Origin of the sequence: Hymenobacter taeanensis (genome assembly GCF_013137895.1) — a bacterium.
Taxonomy (GTDB): domain Bacteria; phylum Bacteroidota; class Bacteroidia; order Cytophagales; family Hymenobacteraceae; genus Hymenobacter; species Hymenobacter taeanensis.
In genome coordinates this window covers 4429010-4448783 of the sequence record NZ_CP053538.1, presented here as the reverse complement: position 1 = coordinate 4448783, position 19774 = coordinate 4429010, and the positions used below count along the sequence as shown (strand labels likewise).

The 19774-nt window shown below is 56.2% G+C and carries 15 protein-coding genes; 8 read left to right on the top strand and 7 right to left on the bottom strand.

The window, feature by feature from the left end:
* Window positions 1-285: 285 nt before the first annotated feature.
* Entirely contained in the window at window positions 286-2103 is a 1818-nt protein-coding gene (locus HMJ29_RS18675) for a cytochrome-c peroxidase (RefSeq protein WP_171592907.1), read from the bottom strand.
* A 337-nt stretch (window positions 2104-2440) separates the two neighbouring features.
* Window positions 2441-3934, bottom strand: coding sequence for a PhoX family protein (locus HMJ29_RS18670; protein WP_216634071.1), 1494 nt, complete (start codon window positions 3932-3934; stop codon window positions 2441-2443).
* A gap of 271 nt (window positions 3935-4205) precedes the next feature.
* Between HMJ29_RS18670 and HMJ29_RS18665 the strand changes: the two genes are divergently transcribed.
* The 5 genes from HMJ29_RS18665 (at window position 4206) to HMJ29_RS18645 (ending at window position 11920) form a co-directional block, all read left to right on the top strand.
* A complete protein-coding gene (locus tag HMJ29_RS18665) occupies window positions 4206-5675 on the top strand; it encodes a 3' terminal RNA ribose 2'-O-methyltransferase Hen1 (protein WP_171592906.1) in 1470 nt (489 codons plus the stop codon).
* 88 nt (window positions 5676-5763) lie between these two features.
* A complete protein-coding gene (locus HMJ29_RS20550; RefSeq protein WP_244679044.1) occupies window positions 5764-7773 on the top strand; it encodes an OmpA family protein in 2010 nt (669 codons plus the stop codon).
* Between the two features lie 143 nt (window positions 7774-7916).
* Window positions 7917-10544 carry a polynucleotide kinase-phosphatase gene (locus HMJ29_RS18655; protein ID WP_171592905.1) on the top strand — a complete coding sequence of 876 codons (2628 nt, stop codon included), beginning with the start codon at window positions 7917-7919 and terminating at the stop codon, window positions 10542-10544.
* A gap of 82 nt (window positions 10545-10626) precedes the next feature.
* Window positions 10627-11415 carry an NIPSNAP family protein gene (locus tag HMJ29_RS18650; protein WP_171592904.1) on the top strand — a complete coding sequence of 263 codons (789 nt, stop codon included), beginning with the start codon at window positions 10627-10629 and terminating at the stop codon, window positions 11413-11415.
* Window positions 11416-11593: 178 nt separating this feature from the next.
* Window positions 11594-11920: a nucleotidyltransferase domain-containing protein gene (locus HMJ29_RS18645; protein WP_171592903.1), complete on the top strand. Its 327-nt coding sequence runs from the start codon at window positions 11594-11596 to the stop codon at window positions 11918-11920.
* Here the strand turns inward: HMJ29_RS18645 and HMJ29_RS18640 are convergent.
* A complete protein-coding gene (locus HMJ29_RS18640; RefSeq protein WP_244679045.1) occupies window positions 11898-12416 on the bottom strand; it encodes a GNAT family N-acetyltransferase in 519 nt (172 codons plus the stop codon). The two genes, HMJ29_RS18645 and HMJ29_RS18640, sit on opposite strands and share 23 nt — an antisense overlap.
* Between HMJ29_RS18640 and HMJ29_RS18635 the strand changes: the two genes are divergently transcribed.
* Window positions 12409-13491 carry a DNA polymerase beta superfamily protein gene (locus HMJ29_RS18635; protein WP_171592902.1) on the top strand — a complete coding sequence of 361 codons (1083 nt, stop codon included), beginning with the start codon at window positions 12409-12411 and terminating at the stop codon, window positions 13489-13491. The two genes, HMJ29_RS18640 and HMJ29_RS18635, sit on opposite strands and share 8 nt — an antisense overlap.
* 464 nt (window positions 13492-13955) lie before the next feature.
* Here HMJ29_RS18635 and HMJ29_RS18630 read toward each other — a convergent pair whose 3' ends face one another.
* Complete coding sequence (locus HMJ29_RS18630; RefSeq protein WP_171592901.1) at window positions 13956-14225, bottom strand: hypothetical protein; 270 nt, start codon at window positions 14223-14225, stop codon at window positions 13956-13958.
* Window positions 14226-14586: 361 nt separating this feature from the next.
* Between HMJ29_RS18630 and HMJ29_RS18625 the strand changes: the two genes are divergently transcribed.
* Entirely contained in the window at window positions 14587-15276 is a 690-nt protein-coding gene (locus HMJ29_RS18625) for an HAD family hydrolase (protein WP_171592900.1), read from the top strand.
* A gap of 15 nt (window positions 15277-15291) precedes the next feature.
* Complete coding sequence (locus HMJ29_RS18620; protein ID WP_216634070.1) at window positions 15292-16269, top strand: ADP-ribosylglycohydrolase family protein; 978 nt, start codon at window positions 15292-15294, stop codon at window positions 16267-16269.
* On the opposite strand, the gene HMJ29_RS18615 is transcribed toward HMJ29_RS18620, so the two are convergent.
* From HMJ29_RS18615 to HMJ29_RS18605, 3 genes are all read right to left on the bottom strand, one after another.
* Window positions 16231-17595 (bottom strand): sensor histidine kinase, encoded by a 1365-nt coding sequence (locus HMJ29_RS18615; RefSeq protein WP_171592899.1) that lies wholly within the window; start codon window positions 17593-17595, stop codon window positions 16231-16233. The two genes, HMJ29_RS18620 and HMJ29_RS18615, sit on opposite strands and share 39 nt — an antisense overlap.
* Window positions 17596-17742: 147 nt before the next feature.
* Entirely contained in the window at window positions 17743-18420 is a 678-nt protein-coding gene (locus HMJ29_RS18610; RefSeq protein WP_171592898.1) for a response regulator transcription factor, read from the bottom strand.
* Window positions 18421-18439: 19 nt separating this feature from the next.
* Window positions 18440-19591 carry a hypothetical protein gene (locus HMJ29_RS18605; protein WP_171589550.1) on the bottom strand — a complete coding sequence of 384 codons (1152 nt, stop codon included), beginning with the start codon at window positions 19589-19591 and terminating at the stop codon, window positions 18440-18442.
* Between the last annotated feature and the right edge of the window lie 183 nt (window positions 19592-19774).

Sequence of the window (19774 nt, the reverse complement as noted above, 5' to 3'; positions counted from 1 at the left end):
TATTGTACAGAGGACACCATGTAAATTTTGTAGCCAAAATGCTAGCGTGAACAATAACCTCTACACAGGTTGGGTAAAGCGCTTTGCCGCAAACAGCAGTTAAGCAGCGGCTATATTATTATGCAAATGGATATAAAAAAGCATGCTTTATAATGCTGGAGAGGATATTTGAGTGTTTGGCTTTATACTGTATTTAACATATGGTTGTAATTAAATAAGCCATTGAACCTTGGTGATGAACTATGCTTTGTAGCAAAAGACCATATCGTTTCTTGGCCTTAGGATTCAATATCGGCCGCCCACTTTGCGCTGATTCAGCCAGGATAACTCAGTGGGAAATTGAGGGAGTGAGCGAGGTGCGGAGTGGCCTAGACCAGTGGTATCAGTGAGGGCTTGGAGGAAGGTTATCAGGTCGTGCTTTTCTTGAGTAGTGAGGTGGAGCTTATCGGAGGGAAGCGTTTGATTGGGCACCCGCAGGCCCAGGGCTGCGCCTCCTCCCTGGTTGTAGAAGTCAACGACTGCTTCAAGGCTGCGGTAGGCCCCATTGTGCATGTAGGGAGCCGTGACAGCCACATTACGCAGCGTTGGAGTTTTAAAAGCATGCTGCTGCCACCGGATGCCCGTGGCCCCGCCCCGGCCCAGGTCCCGATCGAGGGTGCGGGGGTGGAGGCTGGCTTGAGCAGGAGTGCCCAGCACTTCCGCTTCAGAGCGTTCGAAGCCAGGTGGTACTGTACCATTGAACAAGGGTAGGAAGTGACAGGTGGCGCATTTGGCTTTACCCAAAAATACATTGGCTCCTCGTTGAGCTGCTGCGCCAAGGGCCTCTGGTTCCCCGCGCATATACGTATCAAAAGGCGAGTTGAGGCTGATAAGGGAACGGAGATAGGCGGCCAGCGCCGATTTTACTTGGTCCTCCTGCACCCCCGAATCGGGCGCCGCGGCAAAGGCAGCCGCAAATGCCCTGCGGTAGTTTGAATTACGCGTTAGCAGCCGCGCCACAACCGCTAACGAGCCATGCATTTCGGTAGGGTTAGCTACTACAGCGGCGGCCTGATCCTCTAAGAAGCTTACGCGGCCATCATGAAACTGATTGCGCTGCAGCGCGGCGTTTAACAGCGTGGGAGCATTCCGGGCTACCTGACCGCGCCCTCCAAAAGCCACACTCTTGGCCTGCCCATCGGTGAAAGCCCGCGTGGGGTGGTGGCAGCTGGCACAACTCCTGCTGCCGTTGCCGGAAAGCACCGGATCAAAAAACAGCTGCCGGCCCAGGTTAATTTGTTGCTGGGTGGGGCGTGCAGTGGTGTTGGCAGCGAAAGCAGCAACTTCAAACGCATCTGCTTGAAATAAGGACGCCGCATCAGGCCGAAGGGCGCGCACCTCCTTGAAGGCCGGAATGCCGAGAGCCTGTTGCGCCGCCCAGAGCTGCTGGCTGAGCGGGTTGGCATAGGCCACCAAAAACCGGAGCCGGTCAAAATTTGCCGCATCGGGGTGGTGGCCTAGAAATGTCTGAATGGCGCGAAAGGTGCTGTCGAGGCGGGTGGCGAGGTGGGGCTGCCGCGCCAGCAGTTGCGGCCGGTAGGGGGCCAGGGTGGCCTGCACTGCGGCCAAGGCTTCAGCGGCTTCTGGCACGGTACCCGGTGAGGCTGGCGTGTCAAACCCCGAAATACCCAGGGTCATTACTCTGAATACTTCCAGTCGAGCCGCATCGAAGAGATGCTTATCGGTGGTTGAAATCGTTTCGGCGGCGTGATGTAGGCTCAGTAGGCTACTACGCACAAAAGCTAGCTGCTCCAGCACTTGCCCTTGTTGCCCGGGGGGATAGGCCTTGGGGTAAAAGTAGGTTTCCAGGACTTGCAGGCCCTCCGGTGCGTGCACGCGTTGCTGCTGGTCAAATTCCTCTACCTCACCCAGGGCCGGTCCATTAAGAAGCTTAGCTGTGGAAGGGCTATAATATTCCGCCAGCATTTCCGTGCGTTTCCAGGCGCGCCGAGCGGCCAGAAAAGCCCCCCGCTGTTTTTCCATCGGTTGCTTTTGCGCAACGGCTCGGTTCAACAGAGCTACTGCAGAGTCTAGTTGCGTGAGGTCATGCTGATACTGTTGCATTGCTTGCGCAGCGGGGCTCGTCGGCGGAGCTTGTACAAGGCTAGGAGAGGGGCGTTGACAGCTTACCCAAGTAACGGCAAGGCTAAAAAGAGCTAGGGGAATAGAAAATTTAATATGAGGCTTATGCATTGTGAATCATTATTTTACCAAATGTTTTAACGACTGCATTATCATTTGGGTAAATGATTTGAGTTTTATTAAAAGCACAGGGCCTCCTCTTAAGCGAAGTTGCTGTAGTTATGAAAAGCCCTGCTCCTGGGGGGAGAAGCAGGGCTTTTATTACACATTGGGTGCGCTAACAGCTTACGACTGTAAGCCTCAAAATCGGGTGGATAAACTAACGGGGTAGGCCACTCAGGACTACCACTTGGCTGGCCTGATCGTTGCCATTGTTAGGCTTGGCACCGCCGTCCTTGTACTTCTGGGCGCGCCAGGAGTGGGGCTGAATGCACAGCGTAAACGTATTTGGCTGACCTACTACATCCGATACATCTACTAGGGCGCCGTACTCCCAGCTGCCTTTTGAGGAGGTAGCCGGCGTATAGGTGTTACCGGTCACGTTGTACTTGTCCTTATCAGTTTCGGTGCGGCGGTGGTCTAGTTCCAGCACCTTTTTGAGCTCACCCGTGGCAATGTTGTATTGGTAGAGGTAGGCATCGTGCGTTTCAGCGCCGTATCCGTTTGAGTCTTCCTGGATGTAGACGTAGTTCTGGGTTACGCAAATGTTGTCAGGATTCTGAAAGTCCTTGGCCTTGCCGGTACGGTCGTCCCCATCCAGAATGACTTCCAGCGTGCCTTGCAACGGGTTTTGCTCATTGAGCAGCAGGCGGTAGGTGCGTCCCCATTTGGTGCGGCTCTGGTCGGCATTTACGCCCGTAAAGTCTTGGCCAGTCACATTGAAGTACACCTCACGGCCATTCGCTCCGCTACCTTTGCGGTAGTCAAGGTCCTCAACCCGCCCAAACTTAATGGCCTTGAGTGGGTCTACCTGAGCCTGCATCTGGCTTCCCGTGAGGTTCTTATGATCCGGGATGGTCGCAAATTCTACCTCATACTTCTGGCCTACCACCATGTCTTTTTCGCGCTGGTTAAGATCTTTGCGGCGGAGCATATACTGCTGCCCACCGTCGAGGTCGCCCACTGCGTTGCTCACGTAGAGCGCTACCTGCCCACCCGTAGCATCTGAAGCATCCTCGCCCGTGAGCACCACCGTTTTGTTCGCATAAGCTGTTTTGGGTAAAGGCACTGCGTTTTCAGCGCTCCAATAGCCCAACCCCTTAACACCTTTAGGCGTGCTTTGGGTATTGTTATCAGCGAAGGGTTGAATTAAATGGGTCTGAGCATCTACTGCGCTTTCGCCGGCGCTCAGGAAGTAAGGACCGAAGCCGTGCTCAGCGGGCGTAACCAGTGTAGCGGAGCACAGGCGCCAACGGCCCCCATCGGAGTTCAGTACATACTCGCCGCGCACGGGGCGTAAGGTTTCATCAAAGTGAAGCCGGGAAATGGCCATGTTATCCTCGTTGTTTACGAGCATGGTAAAGCCCTTACCATCGGGGTCGCGCAGCAAACCGGCCCCGTCGGCTGAGCCGCCGAACATGAAGTCTGGTGAGGCGGCCAGTTTATCATCAGAGCTGATGAGCGAGTACATCTTCACGCCCTCAAACCCTGCCTGCGTTTTGGCCAGTACCGGGGTGACTGAGTAGTTGTCGAGTTTGACTGTGCTAGGGGTCTCGGCTGGGCTAGTAGTATCGTTATCATTGGAGCAGGCTGCCAGGCCAGTAGTGAAAGTCAGGCCCAGGAACAGGCGCAGCGAGAGAGTAGGAGTGTTCATAAACACGGGTAGAGGTAAGGGGCAAAAAGAGGATTTGGAAGGATGCCCAAAAGTATTTCGACCGTGTTACCGCATGATTTACGGCTGGTTATGAAGCAGTGTCCAAATGGTTAAGCACGAGTGACGGGATGATTACGCGAATGTTAGTAGCAGGCAGGTCTGCTTTAGGCTGTTCTCATGAAGCGTGAACAACGCGCATTCCTGTAACTTGCTCCTGCCTGGTATGCTAAGTAGCAGGCGCTGTATTCTATTTTGCGTTGCTATCCTGCCGATGCTGCTTACCATTACCACTACCCATCAGCCCGCCACCGACTTGGGCTTTCTGCTGCATAAGAATCCTGCCCGGCTTCAAACGCTGGAAATAACTGCCGGGCAGGCCCACATTTTCTATCCTGAAGCTACCCCCGAGCGCTGCACCGCGGCGCTCCTACTCGACATAGACCCCATAGCGCTCGTACGGAACCAGCGCGGCCCTGCCGGTGATGGCTTCGCGCTGGAGCAATACGTGAACGACCGGCCCTACGTGGCTTCCTCCTTCCTGAGCTCGGCCCTAGCTAAGGCCTTTAACACAGCTATGAACGGCACCTGTAAGGACCGGCCTGAGCTGCCGGAGGTGCTGCTTCCGCTTGAAGCAACCGTGGCCGTAATGCCGGCGGCTACTGCAGAACAGCTGGAGCGCCTGTTTCAGCCGCTGGGGTACACGGTAGAAACCGAGGCCCACCCGCTGGACCCAACCGTACCGGAGTGGGGCAACAGCCGCTACTTCACGTTGCGGCTGCGCCACCCGGGTATCCGCCTGCGTGATTCGCTAACCCACCTCTACGTGCTGATTCCTGTTCTCGACAACAACAAGCATTACTGGATTAACGAGGCAGAAGTCGAAAAGCTGCTGCACAGAGGAGGCGAGTGGCTGCCCCAGCACCCAGAGCGGGAGTTTATCACGCGCCGCTACCTGCGCTTTGCCGAGTACGTGAACCCCACGCTCGAGCGCCTGCTGGGAGAAGAGGAAGCCCCTTCCGATGAAGTACCGGGCAGCCTGGGTCTGACGGGGGCAAGTTCTGTTGATCTATTCGCAGGAACAGAACCGGCAGATCAGCCAGGTGCGCAGCCAACCAGAGAAAAGCAGAACCTGCACGACATCCGCCTGGACCGCGTAGCGGAAGAAATCAGCCGGCTCGGAGCCAAGCGCGTGCTGGACTTGGGCTGCGGCGAAGGCAAGTTGGTGCGCCGCCTGCTCAAGATTCCGCAGGTTGAGCACATCCTGGCCCTGGACGTGTCGTGGCGGGAGCTGGAGCGGGCGCAGCAGCGGCTGCACGTAGCCGAGATGCCCCCGCGCCAGCGTGAGCGGCTTACGCTCACCCAAGGTTCTTTGCTGTACCACGACCCACGCCTGGCGGGTTATGATGCGGCGGCCGTAGTAGAAGTAATTGAGCACTTGGATGAAGGCCGGCTGACCGCGTTCGAGCAGGTGGTTTTTGCCCGGGCCCGCCCCGGCGCCGTGCTTGTTACTACCCCCAACGCCGACTATAATCAACGCTACGAAACCCTTTCCGCCGGTGAGTTTCGCCACGCTGACCACCGCTTTGAGTGGACGCGTGCCCAGTTTGCGGCGTGGGCTGCCGGTGTAGCTGCGCGCCACGGGTACACCGTACGCGTGGTACCCCTGGGGCCCGAAGCTGCGGAGGTGGGTGCGCCCTCTCAGCTAGCAGTGTTTGAGCTGGGGGCTACCGCCGGAGCGTAAACTTTAGGTGGTAAATAAACGGCTAAGAGTCCGGAAGGTGCGGCGGGTTATTTATCTTTAGGGCATATCATTGCTGACTGGTTTGCTCATGAAGGTGTTGCTAACGCTGGCCCTAACGCTTTGCTGGCTGCAGCTCCACGCGCAGGGGCTGGTGCCCGGACGGGTTTACGCCGACTCAGCGGGACAATACCAGCTCATTTATCTGGCTACCTGGCAGCGCCAACCCCGCCCCACTGGCGAGATGCTGTTTACTACTGGAGTGGCACCTAAGCAGGCCGTTGTAACGCTTGGGCAGCGGCCTTTGTTCGCTAGGCCACCTCAACAAAGCGCTGCGTTTGCCCAGAACCAGCAGGATGCCCTGTGGCAGACTATTCTGCAGCTACCCCAGGTGCGCGTGCTTTATGTAAAGCACCAATATACGGGCAACCACCTTGAGGTAAGATACCACTATACGTACGCTGGTGAGACAGCTTCGGCGTCTCGCATTCGGGTACTGGGCCGCCGCCTCTGGCGCGACACTACCGAATGGCAACTGGAATACAGCGCGGCTATCCGGCAGGATGCCCGGTTCCGGGATGAAGGTGAGCAGCTGCTGGAGTCGTTCAGCTTCAAGCCCCGCCCGGCTCCTTTAGCGCCGCCCCTGCCTGCCCCCACAACTTTCAGAATTCCGCAGTGCGACGATAAGATATATGGCATTGCGGCTCTGCGCGTGCACAATGATCTTTGGGAAGATGATTGCCGGACCATTCATGAGTTTACCGGCTCTGATTTTTCGGGGCGCCCAAAAGTGCACCAGCAGGTGCTGCCGTTTCAGTCATACGCCTTGGCGAAGGGCTTTGATAACTGCTTGTATTCGGTTACCAAAGCGCCCACCAACAGGCCGGAGCTGGTGTACCGTTATAACCCAAAAACGAGGCAGGGGGAGTACACCACCTGGCAGCTACCCGCTCAGGGCCCCGAAAATGCCTGGATATCGGCGGCTACGGATGAGCAGGGCCAGCTGTACTTTATGACCTCCGACGCCGCGCAGCTGGTTAAAATTGACCCCGCCAGTGGGGCCGTGACGGTGGTCTGGACCACTGACCCGCAACGGAAGGCACCGTACTACGCAACCATTGGCTTTAAGGGAGCCGGCTCGCACGGTAACTTTTGTCTGGGTGAGGCTCACACGTTGTACCAAGTGTACAGTACCGATGGCTCCCTGATGAGCATCAACCTCGAAACACAGCAGCCCGCCCCGGCCCTGACCGCTCTGACTGGCCTACCCGAGCGCGGCGGCTACAGCGACCTACTGTTTCACGATGATGACGATGGTCAGCGGCGCTTATACCTGGCGGGCCCCCAATCACTGTATCGAGTGGAGTTGAGCAGTGGCCAGGCTGAGGTGGTGCGCCGGGGTATCTACACTGATCTGGCGGGTTGCAACACCTTTCGCCTGAAACAGGCCAAACCCGTATTTCCTCGCCCGCAGGCTCCCGTGGTGCTGGCCGTTCCTACCAGTGGTACGTGGCGCGGGCGACTGCTGGATGCCGCTACGTTGCTGCCTCTGCCTCAGGCCAGCCTCCGTTTGGGGCAGGCCGGTGCCGAAACCACCGTGCCACTCCAAGCAGATGGCAAGTTTTCCGTTTCGGTAGAGCCCGGCCGCGCCACCGCTGCGCACGTGCAAGTGGCGGGCTACGCACCACTCGATAGTACGTACACGGCCTTGCGCGGCCCGTACGTGCAAGATGTGCTGCTCCGCCCGCTCAATGTGGGGGCTACTATGCCGCTAGAGCGGGTGCGCTTCGAGCAGGGGAGTGCCCGGCTGCTGGCTTCGTCGTACCCGGCCTTGCGCAACCTGCTTCAGCTACTCACCGATACCCCTAACCTGACCATTGAGCTGCGCGGCCATACTGATAACGTGGGGCCAGCGGAGAAAAACGTGGCACTCAGCGAACAGCGCGTGACCACCGTAAAAAACTACCTGGTGCAGCATGGCATTGCTGAAGGCCGCATTACTGGCCTAGGCCTGGGTGGCACCGAGCCCAGAGCCAGCAACGACCAGGAAGCTACTCGCCAGCTCAACCGCCGCGTAGAGTTTCGGGTGACGGGTCGGTAGCTTTTGAGTGCTACGGCAGTTTAGTAGCAAAGTAAATCTCGGTAGGTGAGTAAGTTAATTTGCTTAGCCACCTCTATATGATATACTGGTAGCAGTTAATTGTGTCTAACCTTACGTCTGCTAGTCGTATTCCAAGCAACATAATGCCCCTATATACCTCTCTCAAACTCCCTGAGCTCTCCCTGGTTCTGCTAATTGGCACCTCAGGGGCAGGGAAGAGTACGTTTGCCCGCCGCTTGTTTAAGGCCACTGAGATTGTGTCGTCGGACCAATGCCGGGCGTTAGTGGCCGATGACGAAAACGACCAGTCGGCCACCCCCGAAGCCTTTGCCCTGCTGCATTACCTGATAGGCCTACGCCTTAAGCGGGGCTTGCTGACGGTGGTGGACGCTACCAACGTACAGCCCGAGGCCCGAAAAACCCTCGTGCAGCTGGCCCGCGACTACCACGTGCTGCCCACTGCCATCATTCTCGACGTACCCGACCGCCTAGCCGAAGACCGCAACCGCCAGCGTGCTGAGCGTCAGCACATGGGGCGCCACGTGGTGCCTCAGCAGCGCCAGCAGCTTCGGCGCAGCCTCAAAACGCTCAAGCAGGAAGGCTTTCGCCACATATATCACCTGCATGGCCCCGAGGAGATTGACGCCGTGCAAACCATCGTGCGCGATCCGCTCTACAGCAACCGCAAGCAGGATGCCGGGCCCTTCGACATCATTGGTGACGTGCACGGCTGCTACCAGGAGCTGGTGCAGTTGCTCTCTGGCCTAGGCTATGGCGTAGAGGAAGTACCCATGCAGGATGCCCGCGACCTGGGCGTGCGCGTGACGGCCCCAGCCGGCCGCCGGGCACTGTTCCTCGGCGACCTGGTTGACCGTGGGCCCGCCTCGCCGCAAGTGCTACGGCTGGTGATGCACATGGTGCAGAGTGGCCTGGCGCTTTGCGTGCCCGGCAACCACGACATCAAGCTCCTGCGCTACCTCAATGGTAAAAGCGTGAATGAGCAGCATGGCTTCGCCGAAACGGTAGCACAGCTGGCCACCGAATCGGACACGTTCAAAAGTCAGGTGCGGCAGTTCCTAGATGGGCTCGTAAGCCACTATGTGCTGGATGGCGGCCAGTTGGTGGTGGCCCACGCGGGTATGCGCGAGGAAATGCAGGGCCGCGGCTCCGGCGCCGTGCGGGCCTTCGCGCTGTTCGGCGAAACGACTGGAGAAATTGACGAGTTTGGCTTGCCGGTGCGCTACAACTGGGCCTCTGAGTATCGGGGCCGGGCCATGGTGGTGTACGGTCACACGCCCGTGCCTAACGCTGAGTGGCTTAATAATACCATTGATATTGATACCGGCTGCGTATTTGGTGGTCACCTCACTGCCCTGCGGTATCCTGAGCGAGTACTGGTAGCTGTGCCTGCCGCCCAGGTCTACTGTGAGCCAGTGCGCCCGCTCGACTACCTGCGTCAGCAGCAGGAAGCCGCACTTGGTAGCTTATCTGCGGCTGGTAGCCTCACCGCCCAGCAACAGCACGACGACCTGCTGGACATCAGGGACGTGACCGGCAAGCAGATCATCAAAACGCGCCTGTTGCCTTCGGTTACCATTCGGGAGGAAAATGCCACCGCCGCCCTGGAGGTGATGAGTAGGTTTGCCCTGAACCCGAAGTGGCTGCTTTACCTGCCACCCACCATGAGCCCCTCAGAAACCAGCGCCCTGCCCGATCTGCTGGAACATCCCACCGAAGCCTTCGACTATTTCCGTCGGCAAGGCCAGGAACGGGTGGTGTGCGAAGAAAAGCACATGGGCAGCCGGGTGGTTGTGGTGCTGGCCAAGGATGAAGATGCGGCGCGCCGCCGCTTCGGGGTGGTAGGCGAGGGCCCCGGCAAATGCTATACCCGCACCGGCCGCAACTTCTTTACCGATAGTGGCCTAGAAGCGGCTTTTCTGACGCGCTTGCAGGAGGCCCTGGCTACGGCCGGCTTCTGGGAGAAATTCCAGACCGATTGGCTCTGCCTTGATGCCGAGCTACTGCCCTGGTCAGCCAAGGCGCAGGAACTCATCAGAAACCAGTATGCAGCCGTAGCGGCGGCGGCCACGGCCGCTCTGCCCGAAGCTGCCGCCGTACTAACCCAGGCGGCCGCACGTGGCCTAGACGGAATAGAGGCGCTACTGGCTCGCACTACCGCCCGCCAAACCGCCGCTCAGCACTACGCCGAGGCTTACCGGCGCTACAGCTGGCCCGTGGAGAGTCTTGCTGACCTGCGCCTGGCGCCTTTCCACCTGCTCGCTACCGAAGGCCGCACTTACTTCGACAAGGACCACGCCTGGCAAATGGAAACCCTGCGCGCCATTTGCCTCGCCGACGAGGCTTTGCTCAGGGCCACACCCTACCGCGTAGTGCACCTCCAGGATGTTGCGGATGTGGAGGCTGCCACCCAGTGGTGGACTGACCTCACCGCAGCCGGAGGCGAAGGTATGGTAGTGAAACCCTATGACTTTATTCCCGGAGGGCGGCAAAACCTGGTGCAGCCCGCCCTCAAGTGCCGGGGCCGCGAGTACCTGCGCATCATCTATGGCCCCGACTATCTGCTGCCTGGCAATCTGGAGCGCCTGCGGGAGCGGGCCGTGAAAAGTAAGCGCAACCTCGCCCTCCGCGAATTTGCGCTTGGGGTAGAAGGCCTGGAGCGCTTTGTGGCCGGGGCGCCGCTGCGCGAGGTACACCAGTGCGTATTTGGGGTGCTGGCGCTGGAAAGTGAGGCCATAGACCCGCGGCTTTAAGGAGTAAGCCCCGCCCTGAGTTAAGCCAGCCAACTGACTGGAGGGTTCTTTCTTTACCGTTATTCAGTAATCTGTCCTGTACATGAAACAACTTCAGTTGGTGATTATCACTATTCTCTTCGCATGTGGGTTGGGTAGTGGGCATGCTGCGGCAACCACCCCGGCGGGGCGGCCCGCTTATCTGGAGCTTAAGGTGTACCACCTCAAAACCAGCCAGCAGGAAGCGGTGATTGATAGTTTCCTGCAACTCCAGTATATGCCGGCTCTGCACGCCGCTGGTATTGCTACCATTGGCGTGTTCAAACCCATCGGTAACGATACGGCCGCTGATAGACGGATTTATGTTTTGACTCCTTATAGCTCGCTCAAGCAGTGGGAGAAAGTAACCAAGGAAACCACCAACAAGCTCCTCGCAGCTGGGGGCACCTATGTAAACGCCGCCCATAATAACCCGGCTTACAGCCGCTTAGAAACAGTCTTTATCAAGCCCTTCGAGGAAATGACCGACCTAATTGCTCCGCGATTTAGTGCGCCCAAAAACGAACGGGTATATGAGCTGCGGAGCTATGAAGGGGCCAGCGAGAAGATATTCCGGAATAAAGTGCAGATGTTTAATGCCGGAGGGGAGATTAAGCTATTCTCCCGCCTCGACTTTAATGCTATTTTCTATGGGGAAGTGGTCTTCGGCTCAAAAATGCCGAACCTGATGTACATGACCTCTTTCCCGAATATGCCAGCTAGGGAAGCGCATTGGAAAGCCTTCGGCAGCGACCCGGAGTGGAAGAAATTATCCAGCCTGCCCGAGTATCAGAACAACGTGTCGCACATCGACATCGTGTTCCTGCGCCCGACTGAGTATTCGGAGCTTTAAGCCATGGCAGGGCACCTCATTAAATTTGCATTAGCCTCCTTTATAGCTTATTGAGGTCCCAGGCCAGGGGCAGCAATGAGCATACGGGAATTGCGCCGCTTACCAACCTCTTACAATTACAGCAGTAGTGTAGCGCTACCTTATGCGCTCCTATCTGCAGTAAGGACTTACTATTTCTATGCTTACTCGCATCCAAACCGCTCTTATTCAGTTTGAAACCTCCCACAATATCCGCATCCTGTACGCTTGCGAGTCGGGGAGCCGGGCGTGGGGCTTCCCGTCGCCGGATTCGGACTATGATGTGCGCTTCTTGTATGTGCATCCTGCCGAGTGGTACCTAACGCTGGATGAGGGCCCCGATACCCTGAATTTTCCCGTTGACGATGAGCTGGACTTGGCTGGTTGGGAGTTACGCAAGGCTCTGAAGCTGCTGCACAGCTCTAACGCTGCCGTGTTTGAGTGGCTGCAGTCGCCGGTGGTTGCTACTGTTTCAGCTGGTAGATAAATTCAACTATCTCGGTCTGGCGCGCATTAGCGAATCCTTTGTCGGTGCTGATTTTCACAAACCCGCAGTTTTCCAACACCTTCTGTGAGCTCACGTTGTCAAAGGCAACTCGCCCCCGAATAGGCCTAGTGCCTTCAACAGCTAGAAAATTCCTCAGGGCGGAGGTGGCAATGCCTTTACCCCAAAAGCGCCGATCTAGCCAATAGGTGATTTCGGCGTCGCCTTCCAGTATAAACTTAGCGATACTGCCCACGATAGTTTCCCCAACCATAATGGTCTGCATGTTGATGGTTGGGGCATGCAGAAAACGGGTGTATTTTTCTAAGTAGGCCTCTTTGTTGGTATGGTTTGCCGGCATAAAGGCTGCCAGGTAACCTGCCTCTTCATCAAGCTGAAAGTAAAACAGCTGCTCTAGGTCAGCTTGTTTGGTCTGCCGTAACTGTACTTGGTTCTGCATCCTGATACCGTTCTTGCTCTTACGTAGAAATATGCTCACTATTACCGAGCTGCGCCAGCGCGGCTTAATCCTTTTTGAAGCCATCAGCGGCAGCCGCGCGTATGGTACTAATCTACCACATTCTGATTCTGATCTGAAAGGCGTATTCATTCTGCCCGAAGCTGAATTCTATGGCCTGGAGTACGTACCGCAGGTAGCGAATGAAACCAACGACGAGGTGTTTTATGAGCTGCGCCGCTTCGTGGAGCTTTTGCTCAAAAACAACCCCACGGTGCTGGAGCTGCTCGGTACCCCCGCTGACTGTGTGATTTTCCGGCACCCATTGTTTGAAGCCTTTCGGCCCGAAGATTTTCTCTCTCAGCTCTGTCTGCAAAGCTTTGCCGAGTACGCCGCGGCCCAAATCAGAAAAGCCCGGGGCCTCAACAAGAAGATCAACCACCCCGAGCCACCCGGCCGCAAGTCGGTGCTGGACTTTTGTTACGTTACGGCAGGAGCCGGGGCCCAGCCGGTAGGCCAGTGGCTAGCTGAGCAACACCTTACGGCAGAGCAGTGCGGGCTGGCCAACGTGCCGCACCTCCAGGACCTGTACGCGCTGTTCGTGGATGCATCCCCGAGTGGTACGCTCGGGTACCGGGGCTTGGTGCGTGATGCCGAAACCTCGCAGGACGTGCAGCTTACCTCCGTGCCTAAAGGTGAGGAGCCAGTGGCTTACCTGAGCTTCAACCGCAATGGCTATAGCAGCTACTGCCGCGTGTACCGGGAGTACCACGAGTGGGTGCAGAAGCGCAACGCCGAGCGCTACCAAAACACCGTGCAGCACGGCAAAAATTATGATGCCAAGAACATGCTGCACGTGTTTCGGCTGTTGCGCATGGCCCACGAAATTGCCCTTACGGGGCAGCTACAAGTGCGCCGGCCAGATCGGGAGTTTCTGCTCCAAATTCGGCGAGGGGAGTTTCAATACGAAGAGCTGCTGCAGATGGCCGAGGCCCTGTTGGAGCAGGTAGAAGCCGCCTTTGCCACCTCTCACTTGCTCACGGCTCCAGATCAGGTAGCTGCTGAGCGCCTCCTGATTCAGGTACGCCGGGCATGGTATGCGCAGGCCGCTCACTAAAAAATCGGGTCAGAAAGCTTAGAAGCTCCCTGACCCGATTTTTACGAGTTGTAATGTCAAAATACTTACCGGGTAGAGTGGCCTACGCGGTAGGTAGATTTGCTAGAAGTTCCTTTGCGGCTAAGGAAGCCACGTTTTTTGCTGGATTTACGGCCTTTATACTTTTTATAAAAAGGGCGGTGCGTGTAACTCCGACCCTTCATTTTAGCTCGAGCATACGCCGTTGGGCGGGCTGCCACCGATTCAACGTTGCTGGCCAGCAGCAGCGCAAAAAATAGAAGAAGTATTCTGTACATAAAGCAAACCAGAATTAGTGTTGCTTTAATAACCTCGAAGGCAGCTCAAAAATTGCGTAACCCTGTAATAAGTTTTACCGTTGGCGCGACGGCAATTTAGCTATATACCAAAACAACAGGGCTTTCCAGATAGGAAAGCCCTGTTGTTTATTGCTGGTTTAGAAGCTATTAGCTCCCACCAAGCGTTTGGTTGCGTGATGGACGGGCAGGAGCGGGAGTCGCTTTCTTGGCTTTGCGGCGCTTCCAGAACTGATACCAACGCTTCTGGGAGTTCTTAGTGCGCTTACTTCGAGCGTAGTACTTGTAATTGGGGCGGTGAACGTACACTTTGCCGCGCATTTTTGCGCGGGCCGCGGGGCCACCCTGGTCGGCTAAAGCCGGACTAGCGTCAACGAGTGCCGCCAAAAAGAGCCAAAGGAGAAGAAAGATTCTTGCCATAAATAGAATAGTGAGAAGCGCGAGGAAGTGCTAGTGTTGTTGAAGGCTTGGCAAATGTCCGGCCATATTCCGAGACAATTGAAAAAAAGTCAGCCGCTGATGTGGAAAAAGTTCCTCTGCTTATACTTTTTTGAAAAAGCTGGATTAATTAGTGTCAGTCTGTTACAATATTAGGCTCTGATCCACTGTGACTTAAGATTAGCTAAGTGCTCGATGCCAGCTCTGTAACCGGGTAGCTGGTTGGGACCAGATAAAATGGTTACTTCACAAGTGTATTCTCGTAGGCAGCACCGTAAAGACAAATACAAGTGAATTCTTTGGTGCCCTACCGTACTTTCGGGCCTTATTGTGCCTTGTCTGTATGCCTTATTCCTTATTGCTGTTTGACTACGATGGAACCCTGTGTGATACCCGGCAGGCCATTGGCCACGCCTTGCGCCGCACCTTTCAGGAGCTAGACCACCCAGAGCCCCTGCCTGAAGTGCTGGAAGGCGTAGTGCACCAAGGCCTCCCGCTGGCCCAAACGCTAGGCCGGTTTTACCCCGCCGGCTCCACGGCTCTGCCCGACAACTGGCTGCCGGTTTACCGCCACCTCTATGCCACCGAAGCCGAACCCCTTGTACAACCATTTGCGGGAGCGTTAGAAGTGTTGGCGGCTGCCACGGCCCAGGGCGCGCAAATTGTAGTGCTCAGTAACAAGGGCTTACCCATTCTGGAGGATTCCCTGTCTCGCCTAGGCCTGCGCCAGTATGCGTTGCTCGTGCTGGGTGATGGCAGCACAAATGCGGCCGGTGAGCGAGTAGCTCTCAAACCCGCTCCCGATCTGTTCACGCAGTTGATTCAGCCACGCTTTCCTGACCACAGCTTGGCTAGCACCCTCATGATTGGTGATACGGCCACCGACCTGAAGTTTGCCCGCAACTGCGGAATTGCTTCGTGCTGGGCAAGCTACGGCTTCGGGCAGGAAGCCGACAGTCTAGCTCAGAATCCTACTTATATTATCCAGAGCCTGCGGGAAGTGCTGCCCATTATCAAGGAAAACCATCAATAAATTATCCTGACTATTGTGGAGTCAACAGCAATAATATCCAGCGGCAAGCTATTGGAGCAGCAGATTAGAGCGGCGCTGCTAGGCCTGGCAGTGGGTGATGCTCTGGGCGAGCCGGTTGAGTTTCAAAGTCGTGCCGCGCGTCAGCAGCTGCCCGTGGTGCACATGCAGGCCTACGGGACGCATAACCAACCCGCCGGTACCTGGTCGGATGATGCCTCGCTCACGTTTTGCCTGGCGGAGGCCATTGCCGATGGTTTCAGCCTGAAAAAAGTGGCCCGTAACTGCTGCCGCTGGTACTCCAGTAACTTCTGGACGCCTCACGGTTCCGTGTTTGATATCGGTATCACAACGCGGGAGGCCATTCAGCGGTTAGAGTCGAACCCTGACCTGGTTCGGGCCGGCGGTACAGATGAATACAGCAACGGAAATGGCTCGTTGATGCGAATTTTGCCCTTGGCGTTCTATCACCCTGAGGCCACAGTAGAGAGCCGGTTTCAACGGATCTTCGAGGTGTCCGCTGTAACGCACGGCCACATTCGCGCAGCAGTAGCCTGCTTTCTCTACCTCGAAGTGGCTCGGCACCTGCGCGCCGGCCTTACCTCAATGGAAGCCTATACCAAGCTGTGCGCCGAAGCGCCGGCCCAACTGTACAAGCTCAACACACCTGCTCGCGAAGCCGACCACTTTGAGCGTATTCTCAGCGGCCGTCTGCTTGACTTGCACGTCACAGCAATCAACAGCGGTGGCTACGTAATGCACACCCTGGAAGCGGCCCTGTGGTGCCTGCTGCGCTATGATACCTTCCCCGAAACCGTACTGGCCGCCGTAAACCTCGGCGACGATACCGACACTACCGGCGCCGTAACGGGTGGCCTAGCTGCCCTCTATTACGGCGAAGTGGCTATTCCTACCGAGTGGCTCGCCGTGCTGGCCCGGCGCACTGCTATTGAAGACCTAGCTCACCGTATGGCGCTGGGCCCCGGCGTGGTGTGAGGTAGCCTCAGGTGTTGGGAAATTCAGCAGGAAAGAGGTGCCCAGCCCTTCAATAGAGTTTACCTCGATCTTGATACCATGCAGGTCGGCAATAGTCCGGACGATGGATAGGCCCAGGCCGTAGCTGTCGGAGTCGGCGGTGGTGCCTTTGTCGAAACGCTGAAACAGCCGCGGTAGCTGTTCCTTGCTAATGCCTAGGCCAGTATCTCTGATTTCTAGCTCATAACCGGTGGTTAGGGCAGGGCGGCCTAGTACGTAAATCAGGCCTCCCTCGCGGTTATATTTAATGGCGTTATTCACCAGGTTAAACAGCAGTGTAAACAGCAGCCCACGGTTGCAGTTCACTACGTCAAAGTCTGGCTTTATCTCGTGCGTTAAGGTCAGGTCCAACACGGTCAGGCGGTCCTGCACTTCCTCGCTCACCTCGGCTACCAATTGGCTCAACGATACGGTTTCCGTGCGGGTAAACTGGTCGTTTTCAATCTTGGAAATCATCAGCAGCGACTTGATGATGGTGCGCAGCCGGTGCACGGTGCGCTGCGACTCCACCACGCGCAACAGGTTTTCATTGGAAAGGCTCTCGTCGGTGAGCATGTTATCAAAACGATACTGCAGGGCTGCTAGCGGGGTAAGCAGTTCGTGCGAAGCATCAGCAATAAACTTGCGCTCTTTGGTAAAGGAGGCTTGAATGGTCGTCATCATTTCGCGCAGGCTCTCGTCGAGGTAGCGAAAATCGTCGGTGTTCGTGGGGATGGGAGCGAAGTTGAAGGCCGCCGGGTGATGCGCATTCTTCAGCCGCTGCCGGATGATCGTATAGAATGGCTCCAGCAGATACCGGAAAAAGGCTAGGTCGGCCAGCGTGGTTAAGGCAATGGCAATCAGTAGAATATAGAAGGCGTAATTGCGAAAATTGCGCTCTGTTTCGCCAATACTGCCTGTGCTGCGCCCAATCTCCAGCAGGTAGTTTTTACCCCCTTGGTCGAAGGAATAGCTTAACACGCGGTACTCCACAATCTCGTCCTCTACAGCTCGCTTAGAGTCCTCAATAACGTCGATCTTGGGGCCGGGCGGTATGGCTTCCAGAGAAATGAACTCCTCCTTCAGTAGGTTGTAACTACCATACGACGACTGCCCCCCCTCAATGAAGGCTGAGATACCATTACGCCGAATCAGTTGTAGTACTTTTTCCTTCTTCTGGGCCAGCCGCTGATCCGTAGTTACCAGGGCCAACCGGCTCATGGCCAGCGGAAGTACGCCCACTAGCAGCAGCAGAATAGCCCCACGGGAGAGAGCGTTAAAAAGGGAAAATTTAGTGGTAAGCTTCAAGAACGCAAGGAATCAGGGAAGAAGAACGCCGAAACCGACAGTTGCTGCAGGGCAGATAGTTAGCTTAGCAAGATAGCTGACTGCCTGCGGAGCACAAGTGTTTACGGTAATGAAATTCACTAGGGCTAGGCCACTTCTAAAGGGCTCCTATAATTGCCTCACCCGATATCCTACGCCACGCACTGTTTCAAGCCATTCTACCTCGCTGTACTGGCTTAGTTTTTTGCGCAGATTTTTAATATGGGCATCAATGTAATTAGAATCGAAGCCCGAAGCAGGCAGGTTGCCCCAGATGTGTTCAGTTAGCTGCAGGCGAGTTAACACTCGGTTTTTGTGCAGCACCAAGTAGCTCAGTACGTCAAACTCCTTCACTGAAAGGCTAACCTCATTACCCGAAAACAGTACTCGGCGGCTCTGCAGGTCCAAGTGAAACTCTCCGCAGTTTACCATGGGCTTGTGCAACCCAAAGCGACGGCGCGTGATGGCGTGCATGCGCGCTAGTAGTTCTGGTAGGGAGAAGGGCTTGGCCAGGTAGTCATCGGCGCCTAGCTCTAGGCCACTGATACGGTCTTCAACAGCACCACGGGCCGTGAGCACGATAAAGGCTGCGGTTATCTCATTCTGCTTGGCCTCAGCCAGCAACTGCAATCCGTCGCCATCGGGCAGGCCTAGGTCGAGGAGCACGAAGTCGAACGGTGTATCGGCCAGCTGCTCGCGGGCCTCTCGGGCGTTGCGGGCTACCGTGCAGGTAAAGTTTTGCTGGTGCAGGAAAATGCCCAACTCCCGGGCCAGAGTACGCTCGTCTTCAACAACTAAAACAGTCATGGGCAGGGCAGACAGTGGGCTAAAGATTCAGCGATAAAGTAGTGGTAAAGTAGGAGCGTGCGCCAGAAATATCGTCGGGTAATAAGTTTACGGGGATGGCATAGCGCCAGGCCACCTGCCAGGATACTGCTCCTATTGAGTACGTGACGGGCACGCGCACCTCATAATTCAATATCCTAAACCGGGTGCTATTAGTGGAAGTGATAACCGTAATAGTGCCTGAGTTACTGTTACCGCTATTTCCATTGCCATTCCCTCCACTATTTCCGTTGCCGTTACCCCCAGAATTTCCATTACCATTTCCGTTGCCGTTTCCATTACCGCCAGAATTACCGTTGCTACCGCTGTTCCCGTTCCCATTGTTGTTGCCATTACGCTTGAGCTGTTGCTCCAAGCTGGTAATTACAAAGCGCTGGGTGCCCGCCGTAGCACTCACCCGAGGCTCAATAGCTAAATAGCCTTTGGCAGAAAGCACATTATCGAACCCGAAATAGCGTGAGTTATCCAGGATCAGGAATAAATCCTGGCTGGTCCCAAATAAGTAAGCGGCATTCAAACGGGTATATATGTAGCGCCAGTCCAGACCAACGTAGCCATCAATGGTGTTATTAACGCTTGACTTGACCAACGGGCTGTTGGGCGCAAACAGGAACCGCGAGTAGCTTACAGAAGCATCTACTGACTTTGATAAATCTCCATCCCACCCAACGGCTACATCCGTTTCATCAATTAAGGTGGTAGTATTAAATAAGTTATAGGTGGTCAGGGAGCCCCAGACTCCTACTTTCGTTTTGTAGCTGAGGTCTGCTGCTAAATAAGGATACCGCGTTGTTTGAGTACGGCCAAAAAATGAGGAGTTACTCCCGTAGCTGAGGGCGGCCGTGAAACTCCCCCTACGGGCGGTGCTATCCGCAGTGCTACCGGTTGGCTCCCCGCTACCCACCCCCTGACCTGCCGCCAGCTGACAGCTAAATAAACTGATCAAAAACGCAAACTCCGGCAACAAGCGAATACTTCGCAATGATAGCATAGCGTACTCGTAGGGATGGTTAGTTGCCGTGTCCTCTGCCTTGGCCGCGCCCTGCGCCACGGCCGCCACCTTGTGCTCCGCGGCCGGCATCTGAGCCGCGGCCACCCCGGGCACTCCGGACTTCGCGCGGACCCCGTGCACTTCCGGCAGATCTTGCTTCTACCCGTTGCGGTTTGCTCTTGCGCTCCGTCATGGGCACAGCTTTTACGGGTGGCGGAGTAGGAGCCTGTTCTGAGGGTGCAGCCGCAGGGGTTTTGTCTCCCTGTGCACTCTGATAGGCCCTGGATACAACCGGCATATGCTCTCCGACACCTGCTGCTGAAA

Excerpts from the sequence above, each read along its gene's own strand:
- HMJ29_RS18645 (WP_171592903.1), top strand. The coding sequence starts at position 11,594 with ATGCTTACTCGCATCCAAACCGCTCTTATTCAGTTTGAAACCTCCCAC.
- HMJ29_RS18650 (WP_171592904.1), top strand. The coding sequence starts at position 10,627 with ATGAAACAACTTCAGTTGGTGATTATCACTATTCTCTTCGCATGTGGG.
- HMJ29_RS18675 (WP_171592907.1), bottom strand. The coding sequence starts at position 2,103 with ATGCAACAGTATCAGCATGACCTCACGCAACTAGACTCTGCAGTAGCT.
- HMJ29_RS18630 (WP_171592901.1), bottom strand. The coding sequence starts at position 14,225 with ATGGCAAGAATCTTTCTTCTCCTTTGGCTCTTTTTGGCGGCACTCGTT.
- HMJ29_RS18670 (WP_216634071.1), bottom strand. The coding sequence starts at position 3,934 with ATGAACACTCCTACTCTCTCGCTGCGCCTGTTCCTGGGCCTGACTTTC.
- HMJ29_RS18610 (WP_171592898.1), bottom strand. The coding sequence starts at position 18,420 with ATGACTGTTTTAGTTGTTGAAGACGAGCGTACTCTGGCCCGGGAGTTG.
- HMJ29_RS18625 (WP_171592900.1), top strand. The coding sequence starts at position 14,587 with ATGCCTTATTCCTTATTGCTGTTTGACTACGATGGAACCCTGTGTGAT.
- HMJ29_RS20550 (WP_244679044.1), top strand. The coding sequence starts at position 5,764 with ATGAAGGTGTTGCTAACGCTGGCCCTAACGCTTTGCTGGCTGCAGCTC.
- HMJ29_RS18655 (WP_171592905.1), top strand. The coding sequence starts at position 7,917 with ATGCCCCTATATACCTCTCTCAAACTCCCTGAGCTCTCCCTGGTTCTG.
- HMJ29_RS18635 (WP_171592902.1), top strand. The coding sequence starts at position 12,409 with ATGCTCACTATTACCGAGCTGCGCCAGCGCGGCTTAATCCTTTTTGAA.
- HMJ29_RS18665 (WP_171592906.1), top strand. The coding sequence starts at position 4,206 with ATGCTGCTTACCATTACCACTACCCATCAGCCCGCCACCGACTTGGGC.